General features: G+C 41.5%; 15 protein-coding genes and 3 pseudogenes. 12 read left to right on the top strand and 6 right to left on the bottom strand.

Translation table 11 applies throughout. The features are described 5' to 3' along the window. Positions 1 to 258 precede the first annotated feature (258 nt). From FN808_RS02075 to FN808_RS02060, 4 genes are all read right to left on the bottom strand, one after another. The gene (locus FN808_RS02075) at positions 259 to 444 is read right to left on the bottom strand and encodes a CsbD family protein (protein ID WP_142712870.1); all 186 of its coding nucleotides are present in this window, start codon (positions 442 to 444) and stop codon (positions 259 to 261) included. Between the two features lie 39 nt (positions 445 to 483). Continuing rightward, positions 484 to 669, bottom strand: coding sequence for a CsbD family protein (locus tag FN808_RS02070; protein WP_142712869.1), 186 nt, complete (start codon positions 667 to 669; stop codon positions 484 to 486). Positions 670 to 952: 283 nt separating this feature from the next. Next, positions 953 to 1,120: a hypothetical protein gene (locus FN808_RS18810; RefSeq protein WP_185958197.1), complete on the bottom strand. Its 168-nt coding sequence runs from the start codon at positions 1,118 to 1,120 to the stop codon at positions 953 to 955. Positions 1,121 to 1,510: 390 nt separating this feature from the next. Continuing rightward, entirely contained in the window at positions 1,511 to 2,047 is a 537-nt protein-coding gene (locus FN808_RS02060) for a ferric reductase-like transmembrane domain-containing protein (RefSeq protein WP_185958196.1), read from the bottom strand. Between the two features lie 583 nt (positions 2,048 to 2,630). Here FN808_RS02060 and FN808_RS02055 point away from each other — a divergent pair. Continuing rightward, positions 2,631 to 2,816 carry a hypothetical protein gene (locus FN808_RS02055; RefSeq protein WP_142712867.1) on the top strand — a complete coding sequence of 62 codons (186 nt, stop codon included), beginning with the start codon at positions 2,631 to 2,633 and terminating at the stop codon, positions 2,814 to 2,816. A gap of 257 nt (positions 2,817 to 3,073) precedes the next feature. Here FN808_RS02055 and FN808_RS02050 read toward each other — a convergent pair whose 3' ends face one another. Further along, positions 3,074 to 3,325 (bottom strand): hypothetical protein, encoded by a 252-nt coding sequence (locus FN808_RS02050; RefSeq protein ID WP_142712866.1) that lies wholly within the window; start codon positions 3,323 to 3,325, stop codon positions 3,074 to 3,076. 433 nt (positions 3,326 to 3,758) lie between these two features. On the opposite strand from FN808_RS02050, the gene FN808_RS02045 reads away from it, so the two are divergent. Then, positions 3,759 to 3,956, top strand: a complete 198-nt coding sequence (locus FN808_RS02045; protein WP_142712865.1) for a hypothetical protein — start codon at positions 3,759 to 3,761, stop codon at positions 3,954 to 3,956. Between the two features lie 10 nt (positions 3,957 to 3,966). On the opposite strand, the pseudogene FN808_RS02040 reads toward FN808_RS02045, so the two are convergent. Then, positions 3,967 to 5,039, bottom strand: a pseudogene (locus FN808_RS02040) (IS3 family transposase). On the opposite strand from FN808_RS02040, the gene FN808_RS02035 reads away from it, so the two are divergent. The 10 genes and pseudogenes from FN808_RS02035 (at position 5,005) to FN808_RS01985 (ending at position 14,508) form a co-directional block, all read left to right on the top strand. Then, positions 5,005 to 5,751 carry a hypothetical protein gene (locus FN808_RS02035; protein WP_142712864.1) on the top strand — a complete coding sequence of 249 codons (747 nt, stop codon included), beginning with the start codon at positions 5,005 to 5,007 and terminating at the stop codon, positions 5,749 to 5,751. The pseudogene FN808_RS02040 and the gene FN808_RS02035 overlap by 35 nt on opposite strands. Positions 5,752 to 6,025: 274 nt before the next feature. Beyond that, complete coding sequence (locus FN808_RS02030; protein WP_142712863.1) at positions 6,026 to 6,355, top strand: plasmid mobilization protein; 330 nt, start codon at positions 6,026 to 6,028, stop codon at positions 6,353 to 6,355. Beyond that, entirely contained in the window at positions 6,352 to 7,401 is a 1,050-nt protein-coding gene (locus FN808_RS02025; protein ID WP_142712862.1) for a relaxase/mobilization nuclease domain-containing protein, read from the top strand. The genes FN808_RS02030 and FN808_RS02025 overlap by 4 nt, the downstream gene beginning before the upstream one ends. A gap of 13 nt (positions 7,402 to 7,414) precedes the next feature. Beyond that, complete coding sequence (locus tag FN808_RS02020; protein WP_142712861.1) at positions 7,415 to 7,780, top strand: hypothetical protein; 366 nt, start codon at positions 7,415 to 7,417, stop codon at positions 7,778 to 7,780. A gap of 62 nt (positions 7,781 to 7,842) precedes the next feature. Further along, positions 7,843 to 8,613: pseudogene (locus FN808_RS19205) on the top strand (ParA family protein). After that, positions 8,603 to 8,917, top strand: coding sequence for a ribbon-helix-helix domain-containing protein (locus FN808_RS02005; protein ID WP_142712858.1), 315 nt, complete (start codon positions 8,603 to 8,605; stop codon positions 8,915 to 8,917). The pseudogene FN808_RS19205 and the gene FN808_RS02005 overlap by 11 nt, the downstream one beginning before the upstream one ends. Before the next feature lie 15 nt (positions 8,918 to 8,932). Continuing rightward, positions 8,933 to 9,394: a hypothetical protein gene (locus FN808_RS02000; protein WP_142712857.1), complete on the top strand. Its 462-nt coding sequence runs from the start codon at positions 8,933 to 8,935 to the stop codon at positions 9,392 to 9,394. Between the two features lie 36 nt (positions 9,395 to 9,430). Continuing rightward, positions 9,431 to 9,622, top strand: a pseudogene (locus tag FN808_RS19200) (IS1595 family transposase); the annotation flags it as partial. A 444-nt stretch (positions 9,623 to 10,066) separates the two neighbouring features. Then, positions 10,067 to 11,107 carry a LacI family DNA-binding transcriptional regulator gene (locus tag FN808_RS01990; protein WP_142712856.1) on the top strand — a complete coding sequence of 347 codons (1,041 nt, stop codon included), beginning with the start codon at positions 10,067 to 10,069 and terminating at the stop codon, positions 11,105 to 11,107. Between the two features lie 227 nt (positions 11,108 to 11,334). Next, complete coding sequence (locus FN808_RS01985) at positions 11,335 to 14,508, top strand: SusC/RagA family TonB-linked outer membrane protein (RefSeq protein WP_142712855.1); 3,174 nt, start codon at positions 11,335 to 11,337, stop codon at positions 14,506 to 14,508. The last annotated feature ends 6 nt before the right edge of the window (positions 14,509 to 14,514 follow it).

The raw sequence follows: 14,514 nt of genomic DNA, 5'->3' as shown, positions 1-14,514 counted from the left end.
TTGTCTTGCGTAGTCATGGTGAGTCTGCGTTTAGTGATTAGGTTGTTGGATACTCTAATCTAACTAAACTGTCAGATTTCATCGTGACTACTTCATGTAAATTGAAGTAGCCATTGTTTGCCTAGGTCAGTAAGTGTTATGTTACCAACCTAGACTTGGATATACACTCTCGGACCCTGGCCTGCACTTCCTGCTCAGTAATCGTGCAGCAGGAAGATAATACTGTCGTCTGCTCTCTAATCTATCTAACAGTTAACATTAAATTTTGCGGAGTATATTCCGTGTTTCCTCTCGGGAAGTTCCCAACCGTTGTTTCAGGCGACCAAATAGTTCATCTTCTTGACCGGCTACATAAGCCAGGTCTTCTTCTGTCAGATCAGGGTATTCTCGTTTTAGTCGTTTTCTTCTTTCTGGCCAATTCTTAAACAAGTTTTTATTTTCCATTGTAGGGTCTCTTAGCTTTTGGAAATTATAGGTTAGATGTCAGGCATTATTTATAATATTTTTTGCCTTTTCTTTTGTAGTACCCAGTCGTTGTTGAATACGACCGATAAGCTCCTCTTCTTGACCTTCCTGGTATTGAAGATCATCATCAGTTAGCTCAGCAAATTGTTGTTTGAGCTTTCCTTTCTTTTCATGCCAGTTGCCTTTGATATTTAACTTATCCATAGTGATTACCTCTTTGTAGTTAATGAGTGACTGTAGTCAATTATAAATCAGGAATAGCGAATTATTTTTATTGCAATCTCTTTTTGGCACTTCCAACCTCTTTTGAATTCGACCAATGAATTTCTCTTCCTCTCCTTGGGTAAATCGCAGATCATCATCGGTCAGTTCAGCGAGATTTTGTTGGAGTTTTCATTTCTTCTCCTGCCAATGGTCTTCAATAGTTAGGCTAATTATACCTTCGTACTTTTGTAAAAGGTTAGGGAATGTTGGAAGACATTATCTTTCATTTTGTATTTTTTCTTGTTGAGCTTTTTTTATGGATAGGTTGAATTTTACTACGGATACTTTCTACTAATTCTTCAATGGTCATATCTTCTGCCCCTTCTACGGAGTAAGTAATATGCTCTTTGTTCGTATTAGGTATGTTGCCTTCCAGATTGATCTTAGCCATAATATGATTGGTTGCCGTTAAATTTTTTTAGGGTTCTTCGTATCGATATATAATTCAAAAACAGGTTGAGTAAAGTTCATATCGGGGCTGACACCGATTCGCGGGAATTCTGCGAGCTAATCCTGTATCTCTTTGGTATGATAGCCTCATGTAGATATTGTGTTTTCACATTCTTTCATGTATTCAGCACTGCCTTTTTCTATCCACTTTTATAGTACTGAATGACCGTTTCTTCCCAAATAGAACTTTCTGTGATATCATTGTCGCGAATATTACTACAGGGCCTTCGCAGGTGAAAACAACTACTTTTGAATGGTCCCAAAATGGGGAAGCTGACAATTCAATACCGAAAAACAGGTATTAAATTCTATTTTTGCTTTAACGGTAGTTTTAATTCGTACTTCGCCACTTGAAAAAACCGACTAACTGTAAAGTAACTGTTATAAGTGCCAGGAGGGAAAAGATTATGAGATACAGCATTTTTCGTTCTTCAATAACCTGGTAAGCAATGCTGTGAGCTATTACGAATAAGAAAATACCATAACTCCACCGTTGCAGGTTTTTCCATCGTTTGCCTCCCAGTTTTTTCATGGATAGATCATTGGAGAGTAATAACAAAAACAACAGTATCAGTGCTGCCACGAGCCCGGTATAATTGGCAAATCCAAATAGATCTCCCCGGAGCACGAGTTGCTGGGGGAACGGATCCTTGAGGAAAAAATAGAGCCAGGGATTTCCCATATGCACCTGAATGCCCACGACCACATGAATCAGGCCAATAATAGCGCTCCAGATACCGAAATCACGACGGAGGTCATTGGATCTCGGATATCTTTTACCGGATAACAATTTAGCAGGGCCAAGAATCAATGTTATGACCAAAAGGGCAAGTCCGACATAACCGGAGGCCATACTCCAGCGGTACATAGCATAATCGCTTTGGATCATGCTGTTCACCAGGTAAACGGCCAATAAACTGCCGATACCCAAGGCCAGATGGTGTTTCCAGAGTCTGGTTTTTAAACGTTGAGTTTTTCGCGGTTTTACCATAATTCTATGATATAATAATGGTCATTACTAACTGATGTAGCACTTATTCAAATGCCTAACGACCTATCACATAAGCAGCTGGCACCAACGTGTTGGAATTTTTTAAAAATGAAAGGTTAACTAATAAATGAGAAGCAGACAAGATATTTGATTGGAAGCTATTTTTTTAAGGAATACTGATTCTTCAGAAAGATTTAAATGTGGATGATTGATTAATTCACTTGGGAGATAAATAGTTATTCTAACCAGGCGCGGATTAAAAAGCTTCTTTTAGGGTAGGTGGTTACCAATGACGGGGAGGCCCTCTGTGATGCTACCCAGAACCATCAACTGTTTCTTCCAGGGGGATAGGATAAAAATATTCTGCAAGAAAATTCCTCCAAAGGAGTATCATTATTCGTATATAGCAAGTCTTTAGTTTCGCATATAAATAATAGGGGATTGTTTGGACAGAGAATTGATGAAAGCAATTGAGGAATACCGCCTAAATAATAAAAGGTATCCCACAATTTATGTGAGTGCCAAATATCACAAACAGATGGAAGGGCTTTTAAGGGGTATATCTAAGTGGATGCCAATTGAAGTAGAAATTGACGACAATGTAGATAGATGGGAGCTGGGGAGGAATTTTTCCGAAAAAGTGTAAAAAATACTTTTAAAGTATAGAATAATTTACCAAATTTGTACCACCTTATTTAAGACGTCTCTCTCTTAAAGCGTCTCTCTTGATGAATAAGCCCCTGCATCTTGAAAAGTGTAGGGGCTCTCTAATGACCACTATTTTTTTCAGTGATGAAGTGTTTAATGTTAAAAAGAAAGTGTGGGGGTAGTGTAATAGTTTCTTGCAAAAATTTGTAGGGGAATACTTTACAGAATGAATGTAGTCATATTTTACCCTCCCTTTTAAGCAAGAATAAAATTCTTATCTCCTTTCAGAGTACTCTTGTCTCCATTCTGAGTATTGTGGAATTTGTCAATTTTATTAAAGGCCTTTTCTAAAGCACCTTCTCTGAATAGTCCCACTGCATGGACTTGTTTTGATCCATCAGAGAATGTAAGGTGGGTGGTACCTGTCCACCTATGCCTATGTTCCCCGACTTTATAGAAGCCGCGGTATTTTTTTGTTTTGTAGTATTCTTTTAGTCGTTTATCCATTATTGCACTCCGATGACCAGCATCTGATGTTCTATTTTTTGTGCTTTCCCTATAACGAAAAAGCGATATTATAAATTATGCCATACAATTATTTAACATATACCCGACATCTCTAATGGTATTTACTACAAGAAGTTCCAAGATTTCATGATTGTTTTTTGTAATTGCGTAAAAAAAGCTAGGATTGAAAGAAAAACTGTTGTAGATTGCTTATTATTGATAGAGAATTTCAATGTTCTGTTAGTTTTTAGTGTCATTGGCATTATGCTTCTTCTTAAAACACTATGATTTCAGTCACAATGAAAGGATCATTTATTTAGGGTCACTTGGCTGATACTGGGTGGCCTTTTTTTATGAGGAAAAGGCACCAAAACTTGCTATAAGCAGGTATTCATTGCACACTACGGTTGAACCGAAATTAACTGCAGTGATAATGACGACCTTCAAAGACATTCACGGACAGACGCTATTTGAAATCCTTGAGCCCTCCTCCAGCAACGAAGCTATTGCCTACGCCCGCCGGTACAACCAAACCCATGCCCGCCAAGTCGTAGAGATCGATTATCACGATGGCCGAGTTGATTTTGTAAATACTGTAAGCTTCCCCATTTTTCGGACCATTCAAAAGTAGAGGATTTCAGTTAAGGTAGTAGTTCTACCGGTGTTTTGTACCCCAGCGATTTGTGGGGTCGATTGTGGTTATAATCATATTTCCATTGCTGGGTTTTCTCTCGCACTTCGCTCAGGGTTTTGAATATATAAGCGTTGAGCAGCTCCGAGCGAATACTGCCATTAAGCCGTTCGATGTAGGCATTTTGCGTTGGTTTGCCTGGCTGTATAAAGGCCAAGGTAAGATTATTGTCTTTGCACCAAAGGTCTAGTTTGCGGGAGATAAACTCCGGGCCGTTATCTACCCGAATCATCTCCGGGAGCCCACGGGATTCTTTCAGGTTTTCCCCCGCCCGTATCACCCGTGGGGCCGGCAGCGAGGTATCCGTTTCGATTCAAAGCACTTGCCGGTTGTAGTCATCGATCACATTCAACATGCGAAACGTGCGTCCATCCCAGAGGCTGTCATGCATAAAATCAAGGCTCCACACCTCATTGGATCCTTCGGGCTGGAACAGCTGCTGTTTGGCACGAGCTGGCAACCGCTTCTTGGCTCGGCGCCGAATATTTAGCCGTAAAGCTGTATAGACCCGATACACGCGCTTATGGTTCCAGGGGCGGCCCATCGCCCGCAGGCGGTGATGACATTGCCAGAAACCAATGGCCGGGTGGGTTTCGGTTAGTTTGAGCAACCCGTCGATAATCGGCTGATCATCCTTCGGTTTTTTCTTGTAACTATACGTGCTGCGGGGAATACCAACGGCTTTGCAGCTCTGACGGATGCTCACCTTATGCTGCTGATGCATATAAGTGACCATTTCCCGCTTGCGGCCAGAGCTTACAGCTTTTTTTCTACGGCATCTTTGAGCGCATGATGGACCAAGCTCAGGTCCGCGTACATGCGCTTCAGTCTGGAATTTTCGGCTTCAAGCTCCTTGATTCGGGCCAACTCGCTCACACTAAGTCCGCCATATTTGGCTTTCCAGTTGTAGAAGGTGGCGTCGCTGATACCGTGCTCGCGACAAATATCTCGGACTTTCAGTCCCTGCTCCTGTTTGTTGAGGATAGAGATGATTTGGGATTCGCTGAATCGTGATTTTTTCATAGCTAAAAGTAGTGAATTTTATCTACTTTCAAACGGTCAACTTTCGGGGAAGCTTACAGCTGGACTAAAAGAATTAGAGCATAAGAACTACATCTACAAAGAAAAAAGACGTAATGATCGAGGCCACTTTAAAGGATGGACATACCTTGTCTTTGAAAACCCAACTATGAATGATGTATCACCGAGATCGGAAAACCCGAAGTCGGGAAACCCGAAATTGGAAAACCCGAAATTGGAAAACCCAAACCATACTAATAAAGATAGTACTAAAACTGATAGTACTAATAAAAGAATTAACAAAAAAAGAACTACTACTAAAGAAACAAATGTGGGCATTTCTAAAGAAATGGAAAAAGTGATTCAGGCATGGAATGATACATTTGAAGTAGTAGTAGATGTTTCTGACCAACAACTATTGGAGGCTATTGCCAAGGCTATCGAAGACTTTGCAACTACTGACCTTTTACAAGCTATCAAGTACCGGAGCCAAGCGAAGTTCTACAAGGAAGATTACCCCCATTTACGAGATAATCCCAAGAGCTTTTTTGAGTATCCTCAGACGATAAAAAATGATATGAATCGTCGACCTTATAAGCTTATTACCTACCGCAAGAAATGTGAGCTCGAGCAACAGGGAACGGATAAACGGTTTGAAATAGATCCCAATGCCGAAGACTCGAAAAGTCAACCCAAGTGGCGTATGTATGAGTAGCCTTTCCTCCTTTGGCAATATATCCAATCCGTCCGCTTGCATCCATGGAGCTCTCCGGGGAACTCCTCCCTGGATCCGCGCCCCGATTGTAAGCATGGCGTGTACGAGGAAAGGCAGAATAGGACCTATTGGAGTTAGCAGGCCTACAGGAGGTGAGAAAAGTGGGGCAAGCAAGTACCTTTGGGCCCAAATTCGCGAGGCGAATCGGCCAAAGGTAGGGGATTATTCGCATCTGCGATGCTCTAAATGAAAACCTAAACACTCAATAGTCATCATGACAGACAACGGAAGCAGCACCAAAGATCCGGATCAAAAGCTGGACCAGCTGATGAAACTCTATGTGACCAAAGAGGAAAAACTGGAGCTGGTGGACATGGCTGATACCATCGGTATTAGCTTCTCCTCCTTTGCCCGCGCGGTCTTGCTGGAATATGAAATTGAAGAGGATCCCGTAGAGATCCGAAAGCTCCGCTACCAGGCGAATAAGATTGGCGTCAATGTAAATCAACTGGCCAAGGTGGCCAATCAACAAGGCCAGCTTCCGGCCCGGCAGCAGCTTGATAACATTAACCAACAAATTATAAACATTCTGAATCAGTTATGATTGCCAAAGTAGGATCTTCCACCAGCATCGCTAACACGTTGAGGTACCTTGAAAACGAGGAGGATCGGGTCGCCTGGAAGGAAGCGCAGAACTTGGCCAGTACCGACCGGGAATTCGTGCAAACTCAAATGCGGCAGGTAGCAAAACTGAGCCGGACTGATCAACCGATCTATCATTACTCGATCTCCTGGGATGAGTCTGATAACCCCAGCCGCGAAGAGATGTTGGCAGCGGCTACTCAAACCCTCGAAGATTTGGGACTTCAAGAACACCAGGCCCTTATTGTGGCTCACAACGATCATGACTATAAGCATCTGCATGTCATGGCCAACCGGGTGCATCCGGTGAAAGGCGTGGCATGGAACCGAAGAATGGATTATAAAAAGCTGGAGAAAAGCCTGCGTGCCCTGGAGCGGGCCAATGGCTGGAAAGAGGTCCCAGGACATCACTGCCAGCTCGAGGGCCATCAGAAGCCCGATTATGGCCAAAGTCTCAATCGCTTTGAAGCAACCCAGGTCAAGCGAGGAGAGATGCCGTTGTATATGCTCATCCGGGAGCACGCTGAGCAGGATTTTCGGGAAGCTCAAAGCTGGGAAGAGCTGCACCTGCGGTTAGCGGAAAAAGGGTTAACCATCCAACGGGGAAGCCGGGGTGCGGGTGGCAAGGTAACCGACGGATATGAATATACGAACCTATCCAAGGTGCATCGGGACTTTAGTATGGGCCGGTTAGAGCAGCGATTTGGTACGTTCCGATCTTTAGAAGAAATGCAGCACCAGGTAGGCCTGTCGGGTATCCAACGAGACTTTGCCCAATTTGAGCGAGCATACCGTATGGGTAATAGCCAAGAATCGGCCAGAATGAAGAAGAGACTTCATAAAACGCTAAAGGCATTAAGTACGGCCCGAAAGGTCCATAAGACCCTAAAGACATTCCTAGCAATAAGCAGCCCATCAAACCCGGCATTTAAAGCGGTAAGTATGATGGGAAAAACAATTATCAATCAGATTAACGAACACGAACAAACCAGAGGAAGAGGATACTAATATGGCTAACAGTATGAAGCAACGTCTTAGAGAACAGAAAAAGCAAAACCATGAAGAATTCCGTCAGCAAATGGTCCAGGATGTCATGGAGCAGCTTGATGAATGGAAGACGACGACCAATCTGATTATGTCCAAGAATCACAGGGTCATTAAAGATGCCATCAATCAAATGAAGATCTACAATGGAAAAGTCGACAGGGTGGGAAGTAAGTTGAGTAGCATTGAATACAAAACTCTGCAGGAGGTCAAACGGTTTAAACGGGGCCGGAGTTGGAAATTCTTTGGGGCTTGTCTTTTGGCTTCCTTTATAGGCGGATTTACAGCGGTATTAGTTTGTGCTTCCTATTGGAATTACATCCTACGATTTGTGGGGTCGTAATTACTTGCACTACATGTCATACTGTAGTGCATCACCATACCTTTAATACAAATAATACTGATATGAGGTGTATTGCCATTACCAATCAAAAGGGTGGGGTAGCCAAGACTACGACCGCCGTAAACCTTGCGGCCGGTTTGCAGCGGCTGGGGAAATCTGTGCTCCTGATCGACTCGGACCCCCAGGCCAATGCGACCTCGCATTTGGGAATTGACCGCAAGCGTCTGCGGAAGACCCTGGACAATCTCTATTATGAGTCGGAGCTGGATATCTCGGAGGTGTTGATTGCCCGCGACGGCTTCGCCGGGATGGACGTGCTTCCAGCCGGGGAGCCGCTGGCCTACGCAGAGCAGAAACTCAGTGGCGTGCCGGTCAAAGAGACTCTGCTTTCAGAGCGACTGGTCGAGCTCGGGTAGAGATATGAGTATATCATCATCGATTGCCCGCCCAATTTGGGATTTCTGACGATGAATGCCTTGGTGGCAGCCACCGATATGTTGGTAGTCATTAAGCCAGAGTATTTCGCCCTGGAGGGCCTCATGCGCATATCGGAAAAAGCGGACTTGATTAAAGAGCGCATAAATCCCCAGCTGAACTTGTCCGGTTATTTACTGGCCAATTACGATGGTCGCAAAAATCAGCATAAGGCCATCCGAAAAGCTATCACAGAAAAATTTCCGGATAAAGTATTCCAAACGATCATCCGGACCAATGCGCGGCTTAGCAATGCTACTTCCCAGGGGCAAACGATTTTTGAGTACGATCCTAAATCCCATGGAGCTATCGATTACCTAAACCTATCCAAAGAAGTGGAGGAGCGTTATGGCCGATGATGAATTTAATATAGAGGAACTGATTTCCGGACCAGATGGATCTGGTGAGGATACAGCAGGCTCCAATACATGCAATACAAATAATACTGGTGCTACATCTACTACAAAGAATGCATCAACTACGCTTCATCCTTTTTCGGTCCGGCTGGACCAGGAGTACGTGGAGACCATTAAAGCCCTGGCTTGGTGGAAGCGCATTAGCCAGCGGGAGTTCATTGAACACTGCATTAGCTATGCCTTAGAAGAAATGAACGAGGAACGCCTAACGGAAATAACCAATAGGTATCATGAGCAATCAAATTAAACAGGAGTACATACTATGAATCGTGAAGTTGAATGGGCAATTGATGATATAACTACGGTTAATGCTGGAAAGGCATTACTGATGTTGGTTAAACATCAAGCTCCAGGTTTTGAAAAGTACAAGGAACATTATTTTAATAAAGAAGGGATCCCCGATCCTATCCCATTATTTAAATATAGTATTCGGTTATTTTACTTGTTTCCTTCTGATGATAGGCGTGTGACTTTGAGTAAGTTAAGGAAACCAAAGGACCCGTATCGAACGGTCTCATTTAGGTGGTTTAATGGCCGGTTTGAATATGACGCCAACAATGAAGCGTACAGGCCAGTAAAGATATCCAGAAGCGGAAGCGAAACGATGCGAAAATTATGGGCCGCGGCAGAGCAACGGCGTATAAATCGAGCCTGGAACAAAGCACGCGATGTTCTACAGGGAAAAAAGGGGGAGCCGCCCAAACTGGTTGCCGAATCTGAATAGAGATTAGATGTAATATCCACAATAGCTTGATAAGCTTTTGCTCGTGGTAGCCGGCATATTAATAGTATTGAATCTTTTTGGAGTTTTGCCAAACGACGGTTGACCAAGTTTAATGGGGGCAAGACATAAATTTTATTGCTATTTGGAAGAACTGAATTTTGTTTTAATCATCGAAATAAAAACTTATATAACGTCTTGCTGCAAAGGCTCACAGAGGACTCTCTATAAGTCGTTTGCTTCATAAGACCCTTTGCTACAATGTGCTTAAAATTGATTTGTCTTAAAAATCCAAATTATGTCAGGCCGCCCAAATATTCCCTTGTTTCAAGTGACACCCTCCCAATAATTCACTTAGTTAAAAGTAAAGAATCACAACTTATCTCAATCCTCAATAAGCAATAGCTAAAAGTTGGTGTCATTTGCCGGAAGAATCCAATCAGTAGTATAATTGGAAGAAGAAGTTTGCAACTAAATGACACTGAATTGTGTCGGCTGTATTAGCTCAAGAGGGAAACAAGTGACTGAGCAAGCTGGTCGTACGGTTAGATGAGTACATAGAAATACATTAATCTTCTCCTTTATAAATACACAGTCTATGAAGATTAAAATTAAATTTGGTTATATTCGTTAGTATTTAAGTGAAATAATGCATAATAATGTAAATATATTTATATGAAAAATTCTAATAATCCAACTGCTAAGGATGTTGCTAAGATGGCAAATGTTTCTACGGCCACAGTATCTCGAGTATTTAATAGATCTCCTAAAGTAAATGAAGATACATTAAAAAGGGTACTTAAAGCGGCAGAAGAATTAAATTATAGGCCAAGCAGAGTTGCTCAACGGTTAAGGGGAAAGCGCAAAAACTCTATGATAATAGGTCTTATAATAACTGATATGGAAAACCCTTTTTTTTCAGAGATTGCCCGGGGCGTTGAGGAGATTGCCTATAAGAATAAAAACGCAGTAATGGTTTGTAATTCTAATGAGGATAAAGAAAAAGAGAAATTTTACTTGGAAACAGTTGTGGATGAGCAGGTCTCTGGTGTTATACTTGTACCAACTCCCTATAATTTTAAATTAGTAAAAAAAATTATAAACAATGGTTGCCCTGTTGTTTTTGTAGATAGAAAATTTAGTAACAATGATATCCGCGTAGATAGTGTTACAGTTAATAATAAATCGGGTTCTTTTCGTGCGATTGAACGTCTTATAAAACTTGGACATCGAAGGATTGCAGTAATTAAAGGACTCAAAAAATTATCTACAACGGAAGAACGATTTGAAGGTTATAAGGAGGCATTAGAAGCATACGGATTGCCCCTAGAAGATGAATTGATTTTTCCATCAGATTCGAAAGAAGAAGGAGGGAGGCAGAGTACTAAGGAACTCCTCAGTCTTAAACAGAGACCAACGGCAATATTTTCTACAAATAATTTGATGACCCTTGGTTGTTTGGAAGAACTTAATTCACGGGGAATTAAAATACCTGAGGATATTGCACTTATCGGTTTTGATGATATGCCTTGGTCTACCTCATTGAATCCTCCCTTGACTGCAGTGAGGCAACCGGGCTATGAACTCGGAATATCTGCAGCTGATTTACTATTGAAGAGAATTTCTAATCCAACTCGAAATGCTTCAGACATAGTTTTAAATCCCGAGCTTATAGTAAGAAAATCCTGTGGGGGGTATTCTAAGAGAAAAAAATAGCATCAATAATTTTTCTGTTTTGTGTAAACGAATACATAAAAAATATTTTTTCCGGTAAAAATTTGCTTTTTTGAATATGTAGTGCTTAATTATTGATGTATTCGATTACATAAATAAGGAGGAGAGCTCTGGTAGGTGCATTTTTAAAATTTCCAGGGCCTATGTTATTGATACTAGGTTGCTTTAACATATTTATAAGGGAAATTAATAACTGAATATAAGGGATTATGAATAAGTTACTTTATGGTTCACTTCTTTTACTAATGAGCATGTTATTGTTAGCTAAATCTGTGTGGGGTCAAACATCAACATCGGATCAGCATACTATTACAGGTATGGTAACTGATAATGTTGATAATCAGCCTTTGCCTGGAGTCAATATTCTGATAAAAGGAACTTCAACCGGAGCCTCGACTGATGCTAACGGTACTTTTGAATTGACCGTGCCTTCCTTGCGGGACACGCTGGTGGTTTCTTTTGTGGGATATCAGACACAGGAGGTCCCGATTAACGGACGGACGGAGATTGATATTGGCCTGCGACCGCAAGCGATTGCCGGAGAAGAATTGGTAGTTATAGGATATGGAGAGACAAGGCAAGAAGATTTAACCGGTTCTATTTCTCAGGTAGAATCGCAAGAGTTAAGTGAAAAAAATGTGGAAAATATTGGCCAGGCACTTCGAGGAGAAGTTGCGGGGGCACAAGTAATCCAAAAGGGCGGAGGAGTACCGGGCGGGCGCCCAAGTATTCGAATTCGAGGAACTAATTCTATAAATACAGATAGTGAACCCTTATTTGTCGTTGACGGAGTTGCCGGGGTTAGTAACCCATTGAGCGCATTGAATCCAAAGGACATAGAATCACTTAATGTATTGAAAGGTCCTTCAGCAACAGCTATTTATGGTGCTCGCGGTGCCAATGGTGTTGTTATTGTTGAGACAAAAAGAGGTAGAGAAGGTCCGGTTGAAGTTAATTATAATGGCAGTGTAACAACAGGATTTTTAAATCGTCATGTTTACACGCTAACGCCAGACCAAATTATGTACGTTTATCAACAGTCATTTGCAAATGGTGATAAATTTGGCGGTACCAATCGGATGTTTGATTTTGATTTTGCTACTTCTACAGGAGGTGATACCTGGGATGACTTAACCCATTTATTTCAACCGGTTGGTCAGGGAGACTATTTTTTAGACTTATTAGGTGCTGACGGAAATTATTATAAGCCGAGATTTTATTCAGATTGGGAAGATAAAATGTATAACAGATCCCTTTCAACGAATCAATATTTGCGTGTTTCAGGGGGGAATGAAAATGCAGCATATTCTCTCTCTCTTGGATATAATAAGGAAGAAGGACTTATGAATAAATCTTATGCTGAACGCTATAATGGGAAGGTTACCGCAGATATTGGTGTATTTGATTGGCTTGATGTCAACTCACAAATTGGCTTTGCAAGGCGTGATAAAAGCAATGACGAGGGGCTTACTCGTAATATAGTGGAAGTTTGGAGTTTACTTCCAACGCGCTATCCTAATGATGAAACCTATGGAGGCTTTGCAGGAAGATTTAGTTCAAGCAGCGATTTTCCTATTGGCGAAGGTTTTTGGAATAATCCTCAATTTATAAGAGACCAAAATGAAGGGATCAGACGTTATAACAAAGTAGATGGAGTAGTTTCATTAAACGCCGATTTGTCAAGTAACTTTAATTTCAGATCTAATTTTGGGGTTGATTATAATAGTCCGATTGATAAAGAGTTTGAAGGATTATTTTACGGTGGTTTGGGCGAAGCAACTATTGAAAGCGGGGACAACTTATACTGGCAAACTGAGAGTTATTTGACCTATGAAGATTCATTTAATGAAAATCATGACGTGAGAGCACAGGTAGGGCTTTCGTATTCTGTAAATGATAACAATTTCTCCACTGCTTCAGTGGAAGGCTTTTCTACGAATTTCTATAAATGGAATAATCTTGGTGCTGCCGCGAACAGGCCTAACGTAAATAGCAGTTCTATCCAAAATAAACTTAATTCTTACTTCATGCGATTGAATTATGATTATAAGGATAAATATTTACTGACAGTTACAGGCCGATACGACGGTTCTTCAAAATTTGGAGAAAACAATAAATTTGGATTTTTCCCATCCGTTGCTTTGGGGTGGAATTTATCTGAAGAAAATTTTGTGGATAATATTGATCTGATATCTTTTCTCAAAATCAGAGTTGAAGCGGGGATTACCGGGAATGAAGCAATTGGAACGTATGTAACGCAGGGATTTGTAGGTGAGTCACCTATTGTGATGGGAAGCGAAACTGTTGGTGGCAGGTATCCAACAACCATTGCAAACAATGACTTAAAGTGGGAAGAGACAACACAATATGGTGTGGGCTTGGATTTGGGATTATGGGAAGATAGATTAAGTTTTACGGCGGATTATTACTTTAAGGATACAAATGACATGTTGCTTGAAGTACCTCTCCCCCGATCGACAACGCCCGGAAGTGTTATAGATAATTTTGGCTCTATTGAAAATAAGGGTTTTGAGTTTACACTTAGGACTCAAAACATTCAAAGCAGTAGTTTTAAATGGCAGTCAAGTATAACAGCCGCCACAAATAAAAATGAAATCATTAAACTCGGACCCGGTGGAGCTCCGATATACGAGAACTTGAGCGTCGGCAGAGGCGCATATGTATTGAGAGAAGGTGACCCAATAGGTTCTTTCTGGGGAGTGAATCGCTTAGGCACTTACAGTACTGAAGAAGCGTCTTTGGCTGCAAGATATGGTTTTAAACCAGGAGATTTAAAATTCGAGGATAAAAATCAGGATGGTAATATCGATTTACTAGATGACGGTCAAATCATTGGAAATGGCTATCCTGACTGGACTATTGATATAGGAAACAGATTCTCATACCGGAACTTTGACGCGAGTGTCAATTTCACTATCGTAGCCGGTGTTGAAAAGGCATCTATGTATGAATCCGGTGAAGACCGCCAGTTGGTTTCAGGTGGATTAAATTCTGTTCTTCAGGCTTGGCGTCCGGATCATCAGGATACTCCGGTAGCACAGATGCGGCCGGGGTCTGCCGGAGCCTATTATCAAAGTTATCCTGACTCTCACACTATAAGTGATGGATCCTACATCAGGGGTTCAAACGCAATACTTGGGTATAGTCTTCCGCAAGATTTAGTAGGCGATTTACCGAGTTTAAAAAGGTTAAGAGTGTATTTACAAGCCAGTAATTTTCTTTTGATCACCGATGCGGCCGGTTATGACCCTGTAGGAAGTTCATTGGGAGGTCTTGAACAACAAAGTTTAGCACCAAATATTGATAAATATCAATATCCGAGGCCGGTAAGGCTTACTTTTGGAATAGATATAGATATTTAACTTTAA

The sequence above is a fragment of the Fodinibius sediminis genome, from assembly GCF_900182555.1.
GTDB lineage: Bacteria > Bacteroidota > Rhodothermia > Balneolales > Balneolaceae > Fodinibius > Fodinibius sediminis.
The sequence above is the reverse complement of the archived record's forward strand: the minus strand, read 5'-3'. Positions and strand labels throughout refer to the sequence as shown.